Annotated in this window: 19 protein-coding genes and 1 pseudogene; 11 read left to right on the forward strand and 9 right to left on the reverse strand. The window is 34.7% G+C overall.

The features are described 5' to 3' along the window. The first annotated feature begins 85 nt into the window (after positions 1–85). Both bla and cidR read left to right on the forward strand, forming a co-directional pair. Positions 86–958, forward strand: a complete 873-nt coding sequence (gene bla, locus ACM595_RS11330; protein WP_115343923.1) for a class A beta-lactamase — start codon at positions 86–88, stop codon at positions 956–958. 56 nt (positions 959–1014) lie between these two features. Continuing rightward, positions 1015–1890: a cidABC operon transcriptional activator CidR gene (gene cidR / locus ACM595_RS11335; RefSeq protein WP_002484126.1), complete on the forward strand. Its 876-nt coding sequence runs from the start codon at positions 1015–1017 to the stop codon at positions 1888–1890. Positions 1891–2734: 844 nt separating this feature from the next. Here the strand turns inward: cidR and ACM595_RS11340 are convergent. After that, positions 2735–3679 carry a LacI family DNA-binding transcriptional regulator gene (locus tag ACM595_RS11340; protein ID WP_194379166.1) on the reverse strand — a complete coding sequence of 315 codons (945 nt, stop codon included), beginning with the start codon at positions 3677–3679 and terminating at the stop codon, positions 2735–2737. A gap of 137 nt (positions 3680–3816) precedes the next feature. On the opposite strand from ACM595_RS11340, the gene ACM595_RS11345 reads away from it, so the two are divergent. Together ACM595_RS11345 and ACM595_RS11350 are read left to right on the forward strand one after the other, a co-directional pair. Next, entirely contained in the window at positions 3817–3951 is a 135-nt protein-coding gene (locus ACM595_RS11345) for a hypothetical protein (protein ID WP_419744307.1), read from the forward strand. After that, a pseudogene (locus ACM595_RS11350) lies at positions 3921–4205 on the forward strand (transposase); the annotation flags it as partial. The gene ACM595_RS11345 and the pseudogene ACM595_RS11350, both read left to right, overlap by 31 nt. A 130-nt stretch (positions 4206–4335) precedes the next feature. On the opposite strand, the gene ACM595_RS11355 reads toward ACM595_RS11350, so the two are convergent. The 3 genes from ACM595_RS11355 to ACM595_RS11365 are packed head-to-tail and all read right to left on the reverse strand — an operon-like array spanning position 4336 to position 7490. Then, the gene (locus tag ACM595_RS11355; RefSeq protein ID WP_002484122.1) at positions 4336–5118 is read right to left on the reverse strand and encodes a DeoR/GlpR family DNA-binding transcription regulator; all 783 of its coding nucleotides are present in this window, start codon (positions 5116–5118) and stop codon (positions 4336–4338) included. Between the two features lie 39 nt (positions 5119–5157). Next, the gene (locus tag ACM595_RS11360; protein WP_037539073.1) at positions 5158–6399 is read right to left on the reverse strand and encodes an MFS transporter; all 1242 of its coding nucleotides are present in this window, start codon (positions 6397–6399) and stop codon (positions 5158–5160) included. Positions 6400–6425: 26 nt separating this feature from the next. Next, positions 6426–7490 carry an alcohol dehydrogenase catalytic domain-containing protein gene (locus ACM595_RS11365; protein ID WP_194379163.1) on the reverse strand — a complete coding sequence of 355 codons (1065 nt, stop codon included), beginning with the start codon at positions 7488–7490 and terminating at the stop codon, positions 6426–6428. Between the two features lie 198 nt (positions 7491–7688). Between ACM595_RS11365 and ACM595_RS11370 the strand changes: the two genes are divergently transcribed. Together ACM595_RS11370 and ACM595_RS11375 are read left to right on the forward strand one after the other, a co-directional pair. Further along, entirely contained in the window at positions 7689–9317 is a 1629-nt protein-coding gene (locus ACM595_RS11370) for a ribulokinase (RefSeq protein ID WP_419744308.1), read from the forward strand. A 125-nt stretch (positions 9318–9442) separates the two neighbouring features. Further along, positions 9443–9910 carry an SRPBCC family protein gene (locus ACM595_RS11375; protein ID WP_011303808.1) on the forward strand — a complete coding sequence of 156 codons (468 nt, stop codon included), beginning with the start codon at positions 9443–9445 and terminating at the stop codon, positions 9908–9910. 132 nt (positions 9911–10042) lie between these two features. Here the strand turns inward: ACM595_RS11375 and ACM595_RS11380 are convergent, their stop codons facing one another. The 3 genes from ACM595_RS11380 to ACM595_RS11390 form a co-directional block, all read right to left on the reverse strand. Beyond that, a complete protein-coding gene (locus ACM595_RS11380) occupies positions 10043–11263 on the reverse strand; it encodes an Nramp family divalent metal transporter (protein ID WP_115340712.1) in 1221 nt (406 codons plus the stop codon). 17 nt (positions 11264–11280) lie between these two features. Then, positions 11281–12225 (reverse strand): agmatinase family protein, encoded by a 945-nt coding sequence (locus ACM595_RS11385; RefSeq protein ID WP_002484116.1) that lies wholly within the window; start codon positions 12223–12225, stop codon positions 11281–11283. A gap of 354 nt (positions 12226–12579) precedes the next feature. Continuing rightward, positions 12580–13824, reverse strand: a complete 1245-nt coding sequence (locus tag ACM595_RS11390) for a Glu/Leu/Phe/Val family dehydrogenase (protein ID WP_041079793.1) — start codon at positions 13822–13824, stop codon at positions 12580–12582. 288 nt (positions 13825–14112) lie between these two features. Here ACM595_RS11390 and ACM595_RS11395 point away from each other — a divergent pair, with 288 nt between their 5' ends. The 4 genes from ACM595_RS11395 (at position 14113) to ACM595_RS11410 (ending at position 18715) form a co-directional block, all read left to right on the forward strand. After that, a complete protein-coding gene (locus ACM595_RS11395) occupies positions 14113–15450 on the forward strand; it encodes an amino acid permease (protein WP_069821719.1) in 1338 nt (445 codons plus the stop codon). Then, entirely contained in the window at positions 15451–16356 is a 906-nt protein-coding gene (gene mmuM / locus ACM595_RS11400; protein WP_419744309.1) for a homocysteine S-methyltransferase, read from the forward strand. A 410-nt stretch (positions 16357–16766) separates the two neighbouring features. After that, on the forward strand, positions 16767–18158 hold the full coding sequence (locus ACM595_RS11405) for an amino acid permease (RefSeq protein ID WP_419744310.1): 1392 nt from the start codon (positions 16767–16769) through the stop codon (positions 18156–18158). Between the two features lie 80 nt (positions 18159–18238). Then, positions 18239–18715: an SRPBCC family protein gene (locus ACM595_RS11410; RefSeq protein WP_002484111.1), complete on the forward strand. Its 477-nt coding sequence runs from the start codon at positions 18239–18241 to the stop codon at positions 18713–18715. 85 nt (positions 18716–18800) lie between these two features. Here ACM595_RS11410 and ACM595_RS11415 read toward each other — a convergent pair whose 3' ends face one another. Further along, a complete protein-coding gene (locus tag ACM595_RS11415; protein ID WP_002484110.1) occupies positions 18801–18932 on the reverse strand; it encodes a hypothetical protein in 132 nt (43 codons plus the stop codon). A gap of 278 nt (positions 18933–19210) precedes the next feature. On the opposite strand from ACM595_RS11415, the gene ACM595_RS11420 reads away from it, so the two are divergent. Then, positions 19211–19564, forward strand: coding sequence for a zinc ribbon domain-containing protein YjdM (locus ACM595_RS11420; RefSeq protein WP_011303800.1), 354 nt, complete (start codon positions 19211–19213; stop codon positions 19562–19564). A gap of 112 nt (positions 19565–19676) precedes the next feature. Here ACM595_RS11420 and ACM595_RS11425 read toward each other — a convergent pair whose 3' ends face one another. Beyond that, a complete protein-coding gene (locus tag ACM595_RS11425) occupies positions 19677–20861 on the reverse strand; it encodes an MFS transporter (RefSeq protein ID WP_041079790.1) in 1185 nt (394 codons plus the stop codon). Between the last annotated feature and the right edge of the window lie 114 nt (positions 20862–20975).

Genomic DNA, 20975 nt, shown 5'->3' on the forward strand with positions numbered 1-20975 from the left:
CTTTTTATAATTTTCTTAATAAAGATATTAAAGTTATAATTATAAATAGATAAAAATTTTTAAATTTAAAAAAAGGGGATTTTCAATGATAAATCAATATATAAAGAAATGGTTTATTGCGTTTGTTTTGAGTGGTGTATGTTTAATAGGCTTATCATCGATGCATAATACAACTTTTGCTAAAGACATAGATCAAATAGAAAATGAATACAATACTAAAGTAGGGATTTATGGGATTAATACGGAAAATGGCAAAGCATATCAACATAATGCGGATGAGCGATTTGCTTTTGCGTCAACATATAAGGCTATAGCCAGTGGTATATTATTGAATAAAGTGGCTCCATCAGAATTGAATAAAAAAGTTGAAATCAATGAATCAGAGATTGTGGCAAATTCACCAGTGACTGAACAATACATAGGTAAAACAATGTCATTAAAGGCTTTAATTAAAGCATCTATGTTGCAGAGTGATAACACGGCAAATAATAAAATTATGCAAGAATTGGGTGGTGTCAACGGTTTAAAACATGAGTTGGTGCAATTAGGTGATGATGTTTCGGAACCACAAAGATTGGAGCCAGAATTAAATTATTTTGATCCAAATAGCAAGGCAGACACAACGACACCACGAGCTGCCGCACAAACGTTAAATAGTATTTTAACTAGTAATGAAATGAATGGATCTAACTTATCATTGTTAAAACAAACAATGATAGAAAATAAGACAGGTGATACTTTGATTAAAGCGGGCATGCCTAACAGTTATACAGTTGGTGACAAAAGCGGACAAGCTTTAACATATGCAACACGTAATGACCTCGCTTTTATTTATCCTAAAGGACAGGATAAGCCAATTATTTTAGCAATTTATTCCAAACAAGATCAAAAAGATGCGAAACCTAATGATAAAGTAATTTCAGATTCTGCCAGAGAAGTGATTAAGTATTTAAAGTAGCGCAATAAAAGCGTATAATTATAAGTTAAACAAAGGGTAATTCAGAGGAGATTAAAATGGAAATTAAGCAAATGAAATATTTTGTTGAAGTTGTAAAAAATGGTGGCATGACTCGGGCTTCAAAACATTTATATATTGCACAGTCTACAATTAGTAAAAATATTAAAAGTATTGAAGACGAATTTAATGTCACGTTGTTTGATAGAAGAAAGAAACATATTATTTTAACCGATATCGGTCAAATATTTTACGATAAGTGCGTAGAAGCATTAGCGATATTAGATGATTTATCACTTGAAATGGATGATGTCACAAACATAGAGCGTGGTCATATCAGGCTAGGCGTCTCAGCAATTATGGATGTACGTTTGTTCACAGAAAGTTTGAATCAATTTCACAGTATGTACCCGAATGTGACGTATGAAGTAGTTGAAGGCGGCGGTAAAGCGGTTGAATTTTATTTAAATAATGATGAAATTGACGTTGGTATTACAACATTGCCAGTCGACGATGACATTTATCACGCAGTTCCTTTATATAAGGAGAAATTAATGCTCGTAGTTGATAAAAATTCTAAGTATGCAAAGCAATCCGCTGTATATTTAGGAGATTTGAAGAATGAACGTTTTATTATGTTTCATGATGATTATTATATTAAAGATCAAATTATTGAAAGCTGTCGAAAAGTAGGCTTCCATCCAAAAGTGGTAGCGAAAATGGCACAAATCACGTTTATTGAAAATATGATTTTAGATGGTATCGGAGTGAGTATCTTACCTGAGAGTATTGTAAGTATTTTAAATAAGGATATCACTGGTATCGAAATAACGGGTGCAGATGTGAATTGGAACTTAGGTATCATTTGGAAAAAGGAAAGTTATATCAATTATGTCACGCGCGAATGGATTAACTTTTTAAAAAGTTATAGATAATGCCATATAATTAACGTGATATGAAATCATCAAAAATTACGTATGCTGATAGGGAATCTTCATTATTCCAACTATGTATTTTGCGCATAGGTCGTGGCGTATTATAATAGGGTTTGTAGAGGGTTATGTGCACTGATTACCTAAGCAGACAAATACTTTAACGTAAGTCTTCACGAAGTGTTTATGACGTCAAACAGCATAGATACACAGTATATAAAACAAACGTGATACATGTCAGACTCCATAACTTAAAAAAGATACTAAGTAAGCTTGTAAGCATATGATGAAACGGATGAATGTTGCATGACACAGAGACGGTGTGATGGCATTAAATTTGATATTGCTTTGTAACCCCTTATGCGAAGAAATTATCGAGGTCTGGATAATGTTTGTTAATATCATGTTCACGAAATATAAGTTGAAACCAAATAACCTAAGTTTTCTCCCAAAATTAAAACTTAAACTCCCTCAACCAAAACGATCATTGGTGGCTATGTTTCGATACAATCTTTAGTCTTTAACATGATAGGATCTACAAATGTTATCTTTCATATGTATACAGACAGCTTTTATTTTAATATTTATATGTAAAAAAACAATATTTGGGTATGTGACGGTTATCCATCGAGTTATTGCTACACACATCGGTCAATGTCTCATACGTACTTTAACCAAAATGAAGTTAGGCATGTAAATATTTTAAAACTTATATTTTGTTGCGATAAAAAAGAAATAACCCTCTAGATATGATAAATATTTCTCAAATAAATGAGCCCATCACTACACTGTCCATGTAGTATTGGGCTCATTTATTTATGAGTGATGTTAGCAATGGTAAACTCAATTATTGATTATGACTTAGTGATGGGTGTAGGTGATAGGTATTTTCTATCGGTTCCCCTTTAATTACTTTATCTAAGATAGCAACAACTTTTTGTGCAATTTCGGCAGTAGGTACACCAATTGCCTGTACAGGATAATCAATTTTTTTAATTTGTGGAATATTATCGTAAGAGTATATGATTGGCTGTTCATCAGATCCCATAGCGTTGATCGTCCCTACTGTGATATCGTAGCTCCCACATATAACGCCAGGTGCCAACGATGATTCTTGAAGAAAGTGTTTAACTGAGGTCTCGGCTTCAATCGCATTTAATCCGCTCGAATCAATCATGCGATATTGGATGCGATGCTGTTCACAATAATTTGCAATGGCATCTTTTTTAGCAATTTGGCGCGCGTCATTGGTGCGAATATCACCGATATAATCTATACGATCAATACCTTTTGCGAGTAATTCCTTAATGGCGATAATCATTGCTTCTGCGTGATTTACATTAACAATTGGATAAGGAATATCACGATCAACGCCATATGCTACGACAGGTACATTGTTGTAAATTTCTGGAGGTAAGTTCGTTGTTTCACCTTCATCAAAAATGACAATGCCATCACAGCCAAATTCGACAAATTTTTTCGAAGCGGCAGCAACATCATCAATTGACACAAACATGACATAGCCTAATGATTTAATGGCTAAATTAATTTCAGTGATGAGGTGAGTTACGGCAACACGGTCGACAGATGGCCATATCAATCCAATCGTACCACTTTTCTTAGAAACGAGTGCTCTTGCGGAGTGATTGGGAATATAATTCATTTCAAGCGCTTTTTGTTGAATCATTTGTTTTGTATTTGGTTTAACAAGTTGGGAATTTTTTAATGCTTTACTAACTGTGGAATAGCTTACGCCACAGGCTTCGGCAACATCTTTTAACGTTACTGCCATAAAATTTCTCCTTGAAATAGATTGATTTAAGTTAGAATTAATTATACCATAGAGGTAAGCGTTACAATATTTTTTTGAACATTAATAACAACGTTGTTATTTTCAAAAAATTAAAATTCTATCAAGGCGATGACAAGATGAAATCCACAGAGACAATGAAAGCAATTCAACAAGGGCAACATATCGCAGTCATGCGTACAGATGATGCAGCATCATTTTTAGATATTGCCAATACGATTAAGGTTGGCATTATCAAAATGCGAAATACGTAAATATTTTAAAAGAAAATAAAGTGTTTCAAAGTATGTCAAAAAAGGGAAATTGTCTCGATAATTCAGCTATGGAAAACTTTTTTGGATTATTGAAGCAAGAAATGTTTTATGGAGAAAAATTTGATCATTTTTATCAATTGGAGCAAGCTATTCAAAACTATATTATTTTTTATAATGATGAAAGAATTAAATCAAAATTAAAAGGCTTGTCTCCTAAAAATTTTAGGAAACAAACCTTTGAAATATTACACTAAACCAAAGTACAACTTTTGGGGTTCAGTACATTTAAAATTATGGATGAGTCCTTTTTATGATGAACCTAGATATTTATACCTTATGCGTTCAATTTTTATAAAATACTTTATTAATTATGCTTCAGCAAAATTACTCAGGATGTGCTTCTGCATGAACCGTAATTAAATGTTTGAAGTGGTTATCGTAAGCTTGCCAATCTATGTTCTTGTTGGTTTGATCAGTGATTAGGACATCAATTGTATCGCTAGAACAAACATTGTAAAGTGATACTTTATCAAATTTAGAGCTATCAGTGAGCACATAAACGGCTTTAGCTTGTTTCACCATTTGTATTTTAGTAGAAGCAAGTGTGTCATTAAAATGTGTAATCCCTTTTTCTAAATCAATTGCAGGCGTCGCTAAAAATAATTTAGAAGGGTTAAATAATTTTAATGTTTCGTTTGTAATCATGCCATTAAGTAAATAATTATCTTGATATAAAATGCCTCCAGTGACGATAATCTGATTGGCAGTTGATTTTAAAATCGAAGCGATGTGAATGTCGTTCGTGATGATTGTTAAATTACTTTTTTGTGTAAGCGCACGCGCAAAGTGAATAGTCGTCGATCCCGAATCAATGAAGAGGGTGTCGCCATTTTCAACGAATTCCGCTGCTTTAAGACCAATTGCTACTTTTTCATCATAATAACTTGTTTCACGATCATCAAAATTCAATTCATCCCATACTTCTGAATCGTTCAACACGACGCCACCATGCGTGCGCTTGATCTGGTTGTATTGCTCTAACTTATTTAAATCACGACGAATGGTCGCTTCATGTACATTGAATTCAAGCGCTAGATCATGAATGGTCGCTTTTTTATTGGTTTTTAAAAAAGTAATGATAAATTGTTCGCGTTCAGCTGGCAACATCGACGACGCCTCCTAAATGATGATTAAATTTTCAAATAGCTATGCTGTTTCATGTTCGCCACTTTGCATATGCTTTGGCATTTTAATAAAGTAAGTCAGAATCGTACTAATAAAGTATAGAATTGCGAGTACCCAAATCACACCAATTGCTTGTATACTGCCAATGAATAAATAGACAATCATCGGTCCGACAAATACAGGTAATCCTGCACCTAAATTAAGTACAGACAAAGCCGCACCCTTGTCTTGTTTAACAAGTGATGGGATCAATGCGGATAATGGTACATAAGCAGCGATAAATGCACCCCAACAGAATCCGACTACAGTTAATAGGACAATGTTACCATCTGTCCAAATAGGGACATAACCCATTAATAAAACAGAAATACCACTGCCAATACCACCGAAATACATCACGGTATTACGCCAACCAATTTTATCTCCGACGATACCAAAGATTAAGTTAAAGATAATGTTACCAACGAAGATCGTTGACCATACCGCAAGCCATTTCGAAGTGGGTATGCCAAATGATGAAAGATAGATTGGTAAAAAGACTGGAAAGGCAAACTGTGCTGTCGTATTAATCACACGAACGATACCACCTAATAATACTTTCGGTTCATCTTTCATAATCGTTATGCCTTTAAGTATTTCTTTTAATTTTTCTTTTGAACTTCCTTGATTAGATGGTAATTTGTCTTTGTTCAAAACTAAAGTGAAGAATCCACCGAGTACCACCCAGAATAATGAGCTCCATAATGTATTGATATGACCGAGATACTCAATTGCCCAAATAGAATAAAGCGCACCTAATACATTTAAGCCACCGGTAAATACAAACCAGAACCAACCAACGGCTGCACCGAGTGTCTTTTGTTCTGAACGGTAAGAAATCCATACCAAGAAGGAATAAGCAAACAACGGATAACCTAAACCTCTAAGTGCGTATGCAGGTAACATGAGTGCAAGATTTTGTGATGGAATCGCAAATCCGACAAAGAATATTGTACCAATAATATAGAAGGTTAAGCCTAGCACCATTGTTCGTTTACCGCCGAGTGCTTCGGCAAATACACCACTAAGCCAACTTGCTAATGCAACTGTTACACCATATGCAGAAAAGAGTAAACTTGTTTCTTGAACCGAAAAGCCGTGACCGTGTAGCCATGGACTTAGCCATCCAATTTCTAAACCATCACCCATCATGAAGATGATAATACCAATATAGCCCCATACAATTTGTCGAGGCATGCCTAAAATCGAATTCGAATGATTCATTTATATACCACCTTTTCAGTCATTGTTTACCAATGATATTGTAAATAAGTTTTTTTCCATCCTTTGTGTGCTGCAGTATCATCCATGGCTTCTTTTAAACCTGAAGTATCATGAATATGATAGTAAGCCTCTGGAATCAATTGTCTCAATGCTTGTTGGTACTGTTTATTACTAAAGGCATGAATGAGTTGCTCGAATTCACGTTTTGTACTACGTGAACTACCTGAAAATGTCAGACCTTTTTCAAGAACATCTCTGGTGTTAATACCAACGCGTTCTTCCGTGACACCCATTAATACAATATGCCCCTGTCTATCGATCAAATCGATGGCTTGGTTAATTGCAGATTCTGAAAATTTACCACCCGTACATTCAAAAACAGTATGTACGCCACGATACTGATTGAAATCGAAGTCAAATACGAGATGTGTTGTGGCAAAGTCTTCAAAGGCAGCTAGTTTTTCTTGAACTGCACCAAATACAATTAAATTTGCTTTATCAATACCATAAATATAATGTAAGGCAGTTGCTGCTAAATAACCGACTGGACCATCTCCAAAGATTGCAACTTGTGGGGACGTTTCAGTTGTTATCTCGTCAAGTTGATTGATTGGAAACAGTGATACTGAACATAACTCAGCAAGTAATGAGACATCTTCATCTAAATCTGTTGGAACTTTTACGACATTATCGCCAGGCACCACCATGCGATCTTGGCATATACCATCAAATCCACTGCCCATAAATACGGCGTTTTCATCATAATTATCTTGGAATGAAGTCGTTGGATATGTACCTTTACGTAAGTGAGAAGGGATATTTGGTACAATGACAACTTTATCTCCTTGTTGAAAATCAGGATGTTTAGAATCTTCTACGATACCGATACCTTCGTGAAAGAGTGCCATAGGTAATTTCTTTGCGAGTGCTTCTGGGCGACGATTGCCAGTATAATAACGTAAATCTGCATGACAGACACTTGCTTTTGTAGGTTTAACGATAATATCTTTCTCTTCGAAATCATGCGTAAGGGTATCTTTTTTGAATACGCCAGGTTCGATTAAGCGAAAAGCGTTCGATTCGATTTTCATATTTGCGCAACTCCTTTATATTTATGTTCATTTATGTTTGTACGGCTAATAGTAAACGCTTACATAATGCTTTGTCAATGATTATAATGCTTTTTTGTGTTTCTTTATGTATTTTTATGAATGTTTGTGTTGATTTTTATAACTATCTTCATTATGATTTAGGAAAGCGTTTTCTTATAGCGAACTGGAGGATAAATTATGACTTACAGTATAGGGATAGATTTTGGAACTGGCTCAGGAAGAGTGTTCTTGGTGAACACTGAGAATGGAGAAATCATAGGTCAATATGTACAAACATATGCCCATGGCACAATTGAAGGTGAACTCAATGGACACAAGCTGCCACAAAGTTATGCATTACAAAATGCGAATGATTATATGGAAGTCATTGAAACAGGGATACCAGAAATTTTGACAAAAACAAATATAGATGCAAAGGATATTGTTGGTATAGGTATAGACTTCACTTCTTCCACAGTCATATTTGTAGATGACCAGATGGAACCAATGCATAACAATCCTAAATTTTATAACAATCCTCATGCTTATGTGAAATTATGGAAGCATCATGGCGCTCAGGCAGAAGCAGATCTATTGTTTAATACTGCGATAGAAGAGAAGAATCGCTGGTTAGGATACTATGGATTTAATGTGAGTAGCGAATGGATGATTCCTAAGATCATGGAAGTGAACGATAAAGCGCCAGAAGTCATGACAGAAACGGCTGATATTATGGAAGCTGGGGATTGGATTGTGAATCGACTTACTGGTGAAAATGTTCGATCTAACTGTGGTTTGGGCTTTAAGTCTTTTTGGGAATCATCTACAGGCTTTCATTATGATTTATTTGATAAAGTGGATGACAATCTATCAGATATTGTACGCACGAAAGTAGAAGCGCCCATCGTCAGTATAAGTGAAAGTGTAGGTACAGTGAGTACAGAGATGGCACATAAATTAGGGCTTTCACCTGAAACGGTGGTAAGTCCATTCATTATAGATGCGCACTCAAGTTTACTAGGTATTGGTGCTGAAAAAGATAAGGAAATGACAATGGTTATGGGAACAAGCACGTGTCATTTAATGCTGAATAAAGAGCAACATAAAGTACCTGGTATCTCGGGGTCAGTTAAAGGTGCCATTATACCAGATTTATATGCATACGAAGCAGGACAAACAGCAGTTGGTGATTTGTTTGAATATGTAGCTAATCAATCCCCATATGAATATGTAAAAACGGCAGAAGATAGAGGAATTTCAATTTTTGAATTACTTAATGAAAAAGCAAGTCAGCGTTATCCTGGAGAAAGTGGTCTGATCGCTTTGGACTGGCATAATGGGAATCGGAGTGTGTTAAGTGATAGTAATTTGAAAGGGAGTCTATTTGGCTTAAGTTTACAAACGAAACATGAAGATATATATCGTGCATATATGGAAGCAACAGCATTTGGAACAAAAATGATTATGCAACAATATCAAGGTTGGCAAATGGAAGTGGAACGCGTTTTTGCTTGTGGTGGTATACCTAAAAAGAATCATTTATTAATGGAAATTTACGCAAATGTATTGAACAAGAAGATTACAGTTATTGATAGTGAGTATGCACCAGCTATCGGAGCAGCCATCTTAGGTGCGATTTGTGGCGGTGCGCATCCTAATTTTTCTTCAGCTATCCAAGCAATGAAAGAACCTGTTTTATATCAAGTAGAACCAGATCATGCACAGGTCTTAATTTATAAAAAATTATTCAATGCCTATAAAGAATTACATGATTTACTGGGGTATAAAAAAGCACGCATTATGCGTAATGTGAGCGCATTAATGTAAGTTTTTATAAGATTTATATGACTAAAATCAACGACTGCAATCATGAATGGAAAATCATTTTGGTTTGTGCACTGAAAAAGAGGTAATTAAATAATAACGTATTACACTTGAAGGAGATGTTGATAATGGAATGGGAAATTGTAAATTTAGACATGACGTTTAAAGTAGATGCACCAGTAGAAGAAGTGTTTCGTGCCTGGACTAAGCCGAGTCTTTTTAAACAGTGGTTTATGACAACAGAAGAAACGAATAAAGTTGCCAAGAATCAATTTGAAATCAATGGAGACTGGGAAATTATCGATGTCAGAGAGGGCGTTGAATATAGAGCAATTGGCACGTATATAGATATTGTCAGTCCTTATAAATTGACGTTTTCATTTAAAATGCCTCAATTTAGTGAGTTAGAAGATATCATCACTGTTGAATTTGTTGATTTAACAGGAGCAACAGAAGTTAAATTTAACCAAGGCATCAAAGTTCCTTTTGAAGGCGACACAAACGATTTCGAAGCGGATAAGACAGAAGTCAAAAAAGAAATGGAAACAGGCTATAACTTGATGTTTGAGCGATTAAAACAACTATGTGAAGGTTAATATTTACAGTGAAGTCACTTTTAGAAAGTACTTATAAGTAGTGACAAAGTTGAAGGTAATAGGTTTTGCCTAATTTGAGATTTAAAAGCCCAAGTTAAGTTTTCAATAACTTAACTTGGGCTTTTTGAATATTTAAGACATAAAACTCGAAATCGCATCTATTAAGCTATAAAGGCCTAAGAATGTAACGACAAGTACCACAATACCCCCGATTATATTGAGCCATAGCGTATTTACGTAATGACCCATCAAGTTTTTCTTATTAATTATGATGAAAATAAGAATGGCCACAATAGGTAAGATAATACCATTTAATGCTTGGGCCACAAGTAGCACTTGAAGCGGTTCAAAGCCTAAAGCTGAAGTAATAATACCGATAATGATGATGATCGTAAAAACAGTCTTATATTTCTTACTTTGCATACCGCCTTGCCAACCTAACAAACTACTGATCGTTGCGGCGGCGCCTGCAGGTGATGCAATAGCTGAAGAGAGTCCAGCTGCAAATAATCCGATACTGATTGCGAATGGTGCTACATCTCCAAGTACAGGTTCAAGTGGACCAGCGAGTTGAATCACACTTGTCACTTCTTTACCTTGTATTAAAGTAGCAGCAGCAATTAATATAGCTGCTGAAATAATACCACCAATAGAAATTGAAATGACAGTGTCCCAACGTGCATATTTTAATTCTTTAATATTGCCAAAACGTTCATGTACTGCGGTTGAATGTATAAAGAAATTGTATGGGACCACGGTAGTTCCGATCAGTGCGATGATTGTGATAATGGATCCGTTTGGAATTGTAGGCACAAACACACCTTTTAAAATACCAACAATATCTGGTTGAATTACTATCATCGTGGTAATAAAGATAATGCCCATGATAACCATAAGCACAAGCATAATTTTTTCTAAAAAACGATAGTTTCCAAATAACCCAATGAGTAAAATGATGATACCGATGACAGGTGCTACCCAATGCTCTGGTAAATTTAATAAATAAGAAGCACCTAACGAAGTCCCGATTAAGTCACCACTGATATAGGCAGCACAACCAATTGTAACTGCTATTAATGTAAACCATACAATGATAAGTTTACCGATTCTATGTTTAAATAAATCTTGTATTGCTTCACCTAAACCTTCACGTGTGACGAGAGATAAGCGAATGATCATTTCCTGCAGCACAATTGTGGCTACAATAGAAAATACAACGGCCCACAATAAACTATAACCGAAACCGGCACCACCTTGTGTCATTGTGGTCACTGTACCTGGACCGATAAATGAGGCAGTGATAATCATTCCTGGACCGATTGATCTTAAAATCTTCCTAGCTTCTTTAAACAATAGCACCACTCCTCAAATTATTTTGTTTGATTTAAATAAGCGACGTGGCCAGCAAGTACATATAACACTGCTGTAGAGACAAAATGAGCTGAGTTTTGATTGGCATCCATCATAGGATATACTTCCACGTAATCCATGCCACAAAGGCCTAGTTTTCCGAATTCATGAATCATCGTAAGAAGTTCATAAGAAGATAAGCCATTACCATCGACAGGACCACCAGGATTAAAGGCGAAGTCAAGTACATCACTACAGATAGTTAGGTAGACAACATCCACATCCTTGCTCGCTTGCTCGTAGATTTCTTGTGCATATGCTTTCAAGTCTTTAGCCGCTCGAATATCATTAATAGTTAAAGTTACTGCACCAGCTTCTTGAGCAAAGCGACCAGTTTCAGGCTTATTTCTAGGACCGTGTATACCAGTGTGAATAATGCTTTCGTTGCGTATACCATCCGTTTCATAAAGTCTCATAAAAGGGGTGTTACGCGCATAAGGTTCACCTTCGTAATCAGGCATGTTGTCATAGTGCGCATCTAAATGAATGATGCCTACTTTTTTGCCTGTTTCCGTTAGTGCTTTCAGTATTGGATATGTCACACCATGCTCTCCACCAAAGCCAACTAAGAATTTACCACTATCCCAAAGCTTTTTAGCAAAATCACTAATATTGTCGTAACTTTGCTTATTATCGTGTGCTACAAAGGGCACATCACCAACGTCTCCCATCGTTAGGTGTTCACTGATATCAATGTGATTGAGCTCAGGTAGATATTGACTATAGCGAGCTGAGCAAACACGAATTTGTTTCGGACCCAGTTCTACACCCGTATAGTCGCCCCAAGTACTTTCACCTTCAAATGGTGCGCCATAAACGATGACGTCTGTATCTAATGTATTTGTCTGATTGAGATTCTTACTATTTAAAAAACACGGTACATTACCATAAATATTGTTCTTCATAATTGTACATCCTCCCTTTTGTTGTAAATAAGTATATAGATTATTAATTTGTATTTCAAATAAATCAGAAAATTCTAATTTTTGAAAAGCGAAGGTATGCACTAGTATTAAGGAGGTAGAAAGGAAGGTGTGATGGAGCAGCTTAAAATAAAAAAGTGAGCCTCAGATATAACAATGAAGCGCAATATAAAACAGCGGATATGTAAAACGCTTAGATGCTATAACTAAAAAAGCTATGAAGTCCTCTCGTGTCATAGATGACTTCATAGCTAAGTTAAGTATATTATGAAAATTTGATTGATAACAATACATCATTTGATTATTCGTCGGATATAGTCCCTTAATTTATAGGAATTACGCCCAACCACGGAAACGAGATGCTTCAGCAGTTCGTTTGATACCTAAGACATAGGCAGCTAAACGCATATCCATTTTTCTATCTTCTGCTAAATCATATATCGTATTAAACGCTTCAACCATTTTATCGCGTAATTTTGTGTTTACTTCTTCTTCTGACCAATAATAACCTTGATTATTTTGTACCCATTCGAAATAAGATACTGTCACACCACCAGCACTCGCAAGCACATCTGGAATAATTAAGACGCCTCGCTCAGTTAAAATACGTGTTGCTTCTGGTGTTGTTGGGCCATTTGCGGCTTCTGCTATAATTTTTGCTTTAATATGATGTGCATTCACTTCGTTAATTTGATTTGAAAGTGCGGCAGGGACCAAAATATCGCAATCGACTTCAAATAATTGTTCATTAGGAATAACGTTGTCATACAAATGTGTAACGCGACCGTGTTGTTCCTTTAGTTCAACGAGTCGGTCTACATCTAACCCATTAGGATCATGTAATGCACCAAAACTTTCAGAAATAGCTACAATTTTAGCGCCCATATCATGTAAAATTTTTGCGATAAAGCTACCCGCATTACCGAAACCTTGAATTGCTACGCGAGAGCCTTTAATGTCAATGTTTTTACGCTTGGTCGCTTCTTCAATTGTGATTACTGCACCTAATGCAGTTGCACGATTTCGTCCTTGTGAACCGCCTAATGAAAGTGGTTTACCTGTAATAAATGCAAACGCGTTTGAGCGATTAATCTTACTATATTCATCCATCATCCAAGACATAATTTGGGGGTTTGTATAAACGTCTGGTGCTGGAATGTCACTTTCGGGACCAACAAATTGAGAAATTGCACGAACATAGCCACGAGATAAACGCTCTAGTTCTTGGTTACTCATTTGTCGTGGATCGCAAATAATACCCCCTTTACCGCCACCAAATGGGAGGTTAGTGATACCACATTTCATAGTCATCCACATAGATAGTGCTTTGACTTCTTCCTTATTAACATCAGGATGGAAACGAATACCCCCTTTAGTAGGACCCACAGCATGATTGTGTTGGGCACGATAGCCCGTAAAAGTTTTTACAGTACCGTCATCCATGCGAATAGGGATGCGGACTTCTAAAAATCTTAAAGGTTCTTTTATAAGTTCATACATACCTTCATCAAAACCTAATTTATGTAAAGCTTCTTTGGTAATCTCTTGAGTAGAAGTTACTAAGTCATTATATTCTGTCATTATAAAACTCCTCTATTTATTACTTAGATATTTTAAGTGATACATAGTTTATGTTAATAGCGTTGAGAATGAAAAGCAATATAAAAACTGAATTTTTATAAAAGTTTGAAAATTCAGTTAATATGATAGCGCTTTCTTTTAAGCTAGATGAATAAACCCAATTAATAATTTAGCAGTGGGATATCAAAGATACTATAACTTACTATTGACTAAATTTTCAGAAATCAATAAAATGTTTAATTATATCAAAAATCTATATTGAGTACTTAAAGATAAGGAGCACATTCAATGGAACAAACATCATTTAAACGTGCCATGAAACAGCGCCATCTCATGTTATTAAGCTTTGGCGGTGTTATTGGTACAGGATTATTTTTAAGTTCTGGGTATACTTTACAACAAGCTGGACCTCTAGGGACTGTCTTATCTTATATAGTAGGTTCAATACTTGTTTATCTCGTCATGCTTTGTTTAGGACAATTGGCTATTAAGCACCCTGTGACAGGTGGTTTTCATACATATGCGAGTAAATATATACATCCATCTATTGGCTACATTGTTGCGTGGTTTTATTGGTTGACCTGGACAGTAGCATTAGGTTCTGAATTTACAGCAGTGGGTATTTTGATGCAAAGGTGGTTTCCAGAAATACCTGAATATATCTTTGCTGCAAGTGCAATTATATTAGTATTAATTTTTAATATCATATCGACACGCTTTTATGCAGAAGTTGAATTTTATTTTTCTTTAGTTAAAGTGGTTACTATTATTGTATTTATTATCTTAGGCATATGCGTCATTTTAGGTTTGATACATTACAATGGTTATGAAGGAATACATACAGTGACTAACAGATATACGAATCCTACTTTTCCTAACGGTATAGGTGCGGTGTTCTTAACGATGTTAGCAGTTAATTACGCATTTAGTGGTACGGAATTGATCGGTATTGCTGCGGGAGAAACTGAAAATCCTAAACAAGTCATTCCTAAAGCGATACGTGCAACTTTATGGCGCTTAATTATCTTTTTTATCGGTACAATGGTTATTATTTCTATTTTAATTCCAAGTTATCAAGGGAAATCTTTGGAAAGTCCATTTGTAGTCATCTTTCAAAAAATGGGGATACCTTACGCTGGAGATATCATGAATCTAGTCATTATCACAGCCTTATTATCTGCCGCTAATTCTGGATTATATGCAGCAAGTAGAATGGTATGGAGTTTAGCCAATGAAGGGGTATTTCCAAAATGGTTCGGACAGTTGAATAAATATCGCATGCCTATCAACGCAACATTATTTAGTATGGTAGGTGGTCTGTTGGCTTTATTATCAAGCATCTATGCAGCGGATTCACTCTATGTTGTGCTGGTGTCCATTGCAGGACTCGCTGTAGTCATCGTGTGGATGAGTATATGTGTTGCTTATTTCAATGCTAAAAGGTATGATCCTAGCCTTAAAATTCATCAATCTATACCTATTATAGGATTTATTTTATGTTTAGTTTCATGTATAGGAATGGTTTTTGATTCTAATCAGGCACCTGCACTTTATTTCGGTGTACCATTCGCTGTCATAGCACTCATATATTATTTCATTAAGTATCATAAGAAAAGAGGTAATTAAATGCGGTTATTAGAAAAATTGAAAGCTCAATCGCCATTGGTACTAGATGGCGGTTTGGCAACAACATTAGAACAAGCAGGCTGTAGTTTGAAAACTTCATTATGGTCCAGTGAAGTTTTAAAAAATAACCCTACACAAATTAAACAAGCACATCAAGCATTTACGGATGTGGGGGCAGACATATTGCTTACAAGTACGTATCAAGCGAGTTACCAAACTTTTTCTGATATTGGGATGAAGGCAACTGAAATAGATCAGCTATATAATACTGCAGTAAATCAAATTATGGAAGCCACGACGGATACACAAGTTATCGTGGGTAGCTTAGGGCCATACGGTGCCTATTTAAGTGATGGTTCTGAGTACACAGGTGCATACGATTTAAGTAAGGAGGATTATTTTCAATTCCATAAAAAGCGTATAGAAGCATTGGTTAAAAGAGGTATCAATGATTTTGTATTTGAGACCGTGCCTAATTTCGAGGAAATTAAAGCGATTGTTGAATATATTGTGCCACATTATACAAATCAGACATTTTGGTTATCTGTCACAGTTAATGAAGACGGTGATTTATCTGATGACACAGAATTTGAAAAGTTATGTGCTTATATTAAGCAATATGCTGAACGCATACCGGTGTTTGGTATTAATTGTTCATCCGTCGCGGGTATAAATAAAGCTATAAGCAAAGGACTGAAAAATGTACCTCAAACAATAGCGCTTTATCCTAATGGCGGTGCACAGTACAATGCAGTGGAGAAAGAATGGGAAAGTGTAGGTAATCAAGGTTTAATTGTTGAACAAATACCTGATTGGTTAGACCAAGGCGTCAAGATTATTGGAGGGTGTTGTCAAACAACACCAGAGAACATTAAATCTATTAAAGAGGCTATAGAAACGCAATAAGTGCTTATAAAATATTTGTTCAAAGGTACGTTCATCGTATGTGAAATCAGAGCACACTTTTTATTTTAACGATGTCGTTAAGTAATAAAAGTGTGCATTTTTTATTTCATCAAGGCACATGATATTTAATGGTTAAAAAAGAAATTCAAATATTAAAAATGAGATTATAGTTTATTGTTTTAATCAATTAAAGAGTTAAAAAATCAAAAATGTAAAAATACAAAATTATCAAAAACGATTTATAGCATTAGTTGTAATTTTCAGAAAAAAAGAATATTATACAACCAAGCATTATTGAGATATATGCATGTAATCATTACATTAGTTTATTAATTGATAACAAAGGGGTTAATAAGCTAAGGCGATATATTAATGATGCTTTAAAAACAATTGGAATTGGGGCAAGATTTATGACAAATACTTTGAACAGAGAGTTGAGTAATAGACATATTCAACTTATTGCGATTGGTGGAGCTATTGGAACTGGCTTATTTTTAGGGGCTGGTCAGTCCATTAGTTTAACGGGGCCATCGATTTTACTCACGTATATTATTGTCGGTTTTGTATTGTTTATGTTTATGCGTGCAATGGGTGAGATGTTACTTTCTAATAAAGAATATAAAACATTTGCAGATATTGCGCACGATCAGATTGGTCCGTTTGCAGGATTTGTAACCGGATGGACGTATTGGCTAACTTGGATTACTTCAGGGATGGCAGAAATTACTGCAGTTGCAAAATATGTAGAATTTTGGGTACCCGATTTACCAAATTGGATCACATCTTTGTCTTGTATTTTGATTCTTATGGCCTTTAATTTAACAAGTACAAAAATGTTTGGTGAATTAGAATTTTGGTTTGCAATTATAAAAGTTGTAACAATCATTGCATTGATAGTTATTGGTATTGTCATGATTGTATTTGCAATTCAAACACCTTTTGGTAAGACGGGGGTCTCTAATGTTTATAATAATGGTGGTTGGTTCCCTCATGGTGCATCTGGCTTTTTCATGTCATTCCAAATGGTTGTCTTTTCATTTACAGGTATTGAAATATTAGGTATAACAGCTGGAGAAACAAAAAATCCTGAAAAAACGATACCGAAAGCAATTAACAGTGTACCAATCAGAATATTATTATTTTATGTTGGTGCATTAGCGGTGATGATGTCCATTATTCCATGGCAAGATATTGATCCAAATAATAGTCCATTTGTAAGTTTATTTGCACTTATTGGTGTGCCATTTGCAGCGGGGTTAATAAACTTTGTGGTATTAACTGCAGCATCATCGGCATGTAATAGTGGTATATTTGCAAATAGTAGAATCTTATTTGGGTTATCTGAGAAAAAACAAACACATCATTTATTAATGAAAACAAATAAAAAAGGTGTGCCTTATATAGCAATATTGGTAACATGCGCTTTGTTATCTATTACGGTGTTATTAAATTATTTAATACCGAACGCAACACAAGTGTTCTTTTATGTCACAGCAATTTCAACAATTTTATTAGTCGCTGTATGGATGTTTATTGTTCATGCCTATGCAAAATACGTTAAAACACATCCTGAATTACATAAAAAGAGTGACTTTAAATTGCCCGGTGGTATTCATATGGCAAGAATGGTACAGCTATTCTTTGTATTCGTATTGATTATCTTACTTGTTGTACCAGAAACAAGAATGGGTGTTGTATTATCACCACTGTGGTTTATCTTACTTGGCTTGATTTATTTAAGATATACAAGAAAAGCGCGAAAATTAGAAGTGAATAACCAATCAGACCTAGGATTAAAATAAAATAAGATGGGAATAGCAGTACTATCAATTCATATGTGTTTCAAAATGAGGCGATTGTAAATCGAAAGGGGCATATTCATATGGAAGCTGTATATTCTAAAGATGAACAAGGTGCATATCAAACATTAAAAATAATCATTGAACAAGATGTAGCAACAGTGTTTAAACTTTTAAGCACAACAGAAGGTATTCAACAATGGTTTCCACAATTATCATTTGAAGACCGTCAAGTTGGTGGTAAGATGAAATTCCAAATGGATGGGCAAGACGACGAAGAAATGGAAATTACAGCCTTTGAAGAAAATGAAACAATTGGCTATACATGGGATATTGGTACAGTAAGGTTTGATTTACATGATACTGGTAAAGAAACGGTATTGATTTTCGATGAATGTTTACCGTTTGCATTTCCACATATTATACTTGATTTTGCAGGCTGGCAGTTCCAAATGGAAAACATTAAGCAGGTTGCTGAAACTGGATCATCTATAGATCAACAAGCATTAGACTTTGATAGTAAAAAGCAAGAAATTGCAGAAAAATTAAATTTAAAATAATTCTTAAATATAAATAAAAGCATCTGTCAGTACAATTAATGTACTGACAGATGCTTTTATTTATATTCAAGATAATTTAGAAAGCTTAAAATTTATCTTTTAAGTCTTTTGCTTTATCTTGAGCTTGATCTTTAACTTCTTTTTGTTTATCTTTGTCGTTTTTCACTTCGTCTACTTTGTCTTTTGCTTGGTCTTTAAAATCATCAAATTTACTCATTATAAAAGCCTCCTTTATGATTTGTGACACAAGTACTTTTCCACTTATATCATTAAATAAACATTTTTCTGATTATTTTTTGGGAATTTAAAAAATAAAAATAAAAATTGAATTTGAATTTATTTTTAGAATGAAATAAGCTTTGTAGCGGTTGTGGATGGCTGAAGAAAAAATAAAAAAACAGAACAAACTTTAATAAAAAAAGTGGAGAAAATAGAGTTTATATTTTATAATATGGTAGATTATCAGCTAAATAATAACTTATCGGAGGTTTAATTATGGAATATACTTTACCTAATTGCCCAAAATGTGAATCTAGTTACACATATGAAGATGGTAACCTACTTGTTTGCCCAATGTGTGGTCACGAATGGTCTGAAACTGAAAATAAAGAAAATATGGAAGCGCAAATTACAAGAGATGTGAATGGTCATGAACTAGTAGATGGTGATTCGGTCACTGTGATTAAAGATTTGAAAGTAAAAGGCACTTCATTTGTCATAAAACAAGGTACTAAAGTGAAAAGTATCCGTATCGTAGAACCTGAAGATGGTCACGATATTGATGCTAAAGTGGATAAGATTGGTCTAGTTGGATTGAAATCGTCACTTGTTAAAAAATTAAAAAACTAATATTGGATAAAAATAGGGAGTGCCGCAGAAATGTTATTTTGTGGCACTCCATTGTTATATGTTACTTTTAATCATTTGATTTCTGTTGGATGTATTAATGATTATAAGTTTATCAATTGCTGGTGCTTGTGTAATGTATCGCTTTTCTACCATGCATAAAGTAGTAAAGGATAATGGATGCAATGACTACAATAGCCATCGTGATATATAGATAACGATATCCCATGATTGGCACCATGATGCCTAATACGAATGGACCAATACCAGCGCCAAAGTCAGCAAACATGTAGAATGTTGAGGTTGCTAAACCAATTTTATCAACAGGTGATTGTTGAATGGCAATGGCTTGCGCACTTGGGACAATCGTTCCATAACCGATACCTACAAATATAGCTGAAATAAGTAACAATAGACTTGTGTGTGTGATTGCTAACAGTACTAAGCCAATTGCAAAGCTACATAAGACAGGGTACATGACTTTATTTTCACCATAGGCATCATAAATTTTTCCTGTAAATGGACGTGTAACAAAGGTACTGACTGCATAAACAATAAAGAAGAAACTAGATGCAGTCGCTAAATATATTTGTTCCGTATAAACAGTTAAGAAAGACAATACACTTGAATAAGCAATGCCGACGAATATAACGACAAATGAAATAGGTAGTGCTTCTTTTTGAATATATGCACGAATTCCTTTATTTTCTCTTTCATTGTTGTTCTCAACAGGTGGTTTTGGTAGTCCTTTAATAAATAGTGCAGCAATGAATGCAATGATGATGATAACTAAACTAACAATGAAAATAGATTCGAAACCGAATCGTTGGTTTAATACAATGCCACAAAAAGGACCAATTGCTGATGCTGTGGTAACACTGAGGGCGTAGTAACCGATGCCCTCGCCTTTACGTTTTTCAGGAATAATTCTTGATGAAATTGTTCCAGTTGCTGTCGAAGCCAAACCAAACGCTATCCCATGTAAGAGACGGACAAGCATTAATAAAAATAGACTGCTAATAAGGAAATATAAGCCAACAGTAATAATTGAAAAGATAATGCCGAAGAGCAATACTTTTTTAGGTTGTAGATTGTCAATTACGCGCCCGGATGCTAAACGACCGAAAAGCATACCGATGATAAAGATACCTGCAGCTAAGCCACCCATACTTTCGGATGCATGGAATTTATCAATGGTAAATATAGTTACGGTAACAATTAATGTATAATGAATTAAATACATTAAAAAATTCACAAAGGTAATAGAGATAAAATCTTTAGACCAGAGTTTATCATACATAAGAAGACCGTCCTTTAATTAATTTTTTCATGCACTATTTATTATAATGATTAATGTGTGCTAATGTAAAATTAGTATTTTTAATATTTATATAAGAAACACTTATGTAAAAAG

This window comes from Staphylococcus sp. LKG3-1 (genome assembly GCF_048568385.1).
In the GTDB taxonomy this organism is placed as follows: domain Bacteria; phylum Bacillota; class Bacilli; order Staphylococcales; family Staphylococcaceae; genus Staphylococcus; species Staphylococcus saprophyticus.

Bases quoted from the DNA above. Each gene is read 5' to 3' on its own strand.
- ACM595_RS11340 (WP_194379166.1), bottom strand. From the start codon at position 3,679: ATGGCAGTAACGTTAAAAGATGTTGCCGAAGCCTGTGGCGTAAGCTAT.
- ACM595_RS11415 (WP_002484110.1), bottom strand. From the start codon at position 18,932: ATGAGTAAATTTGATGATTTTAAAGACCAAGCAAAAGACAAAGTAGAC.
- ACM595_RS11370 (WP_419744308.1), top strand. From the start codon at position 7,689: ATGACTTACAGTATAGGGATAGATTTTGGAACTGGCTCAGGAAGAGTG.
- ACM595_RS11375 (WP_011303808.1), top strand. From the start codon at position 9,443: ATGGAATGGGAAATTGTAAATTTAGACATGACGTTTAAAGTAGATGCA.
- ACM595_RS11420 (WP_011303800.1), top strand. From the start codon at position 19,211: ATGGAATATACTTTACCTAATTGCCCAAAATGTGAATCTAGTTACACA.
- ACM595_RS11345 (WP_419744307.1), top strand. From the start codon at position 3,817: ATGAAATCCACAGAGACAATGAAAGCAATTCAACAAGGGCAACATATC.
- ACM595_RS11395 (WP_069821719.1), top strand. From the start codon at position 14,113: ATGGAACAAACATCATTTAAACGTGCCATGAAACAGCGCCATCTCATG.
- ACM595_RS11425 (WP_041079790.1), bottom strand. From the start codon at position 20,861: ATGTATGATAAACTCTGGTCTAAAGATTTTATCTCTATTACCTTTGTG.
- bla (WP_115343923.1), top strand. From the start codon at position 86: ATGATAAATCAATATATAAAGAAATGGTTTATTGCGTTTGTTTTGAGT.
- ACM595_RS11390 (WP_041079793.1), bottom strand. From the start codon at position 13,824: ATGACAGAATATAATGACTTAGTAACTTCTACTCAAGAGATTACCAAA.
- mmuM (WP_419744309.1), top strand. From the start codon at position 15,451: ATGCGGTTATTAGAAAAATTGAAAGCTCAATCGCCATTGGTACTAGAT.
- ACM595_RS11365 (WP_194379163.1), bottom strand. From the start codon at position 7,490: ATGAAAATCGAATCGAACGCTTTTCGCTTAATCGAACCTGGCGTATTC.
- ACM595_RS11405 (WP_419744310.1), top strand. From the start codon at position 16,767: ATGACAAATACTTTGAACAGAGAGTTGAGTAATAGACATATTCAACTT.
- cidR (WP_002484126.1), top strand. From the start codon at position 1,015: ATGGAAATTAAGCAAATGAAATATTTTGTTGAAGTTGTAAAAAATGGT.
- ACM595_RS11410 (WP_002484111.1), top strand. From the start codon at position 18,239: ATGGAAGCTGTATATTCTAAAGATGAACAAGGTGCATATCAAACATTA.
- ACM595_RS11360 (WP_037539073.1), bottom strand. From the start codon at position 6,399: ATGAATCATTCGAATTCGATTTTAGGCATGCCTCGACAAATTGTATGG.
- ACM595_RS11355 (WP_002484122.1), bottom strand. From the start codon at position 5,118: ATGTTGCCAGCTGAACGCGAACAATTTATCATTACTTTTTTAAAAACC.
- ACM595_RS11385 (WP_002484116.1), bottom strand. From the start codon at position 12,225: ATGAAGAACAATATTTATGGTAATGTACCGTGTTTTTTAAATAGTAAG.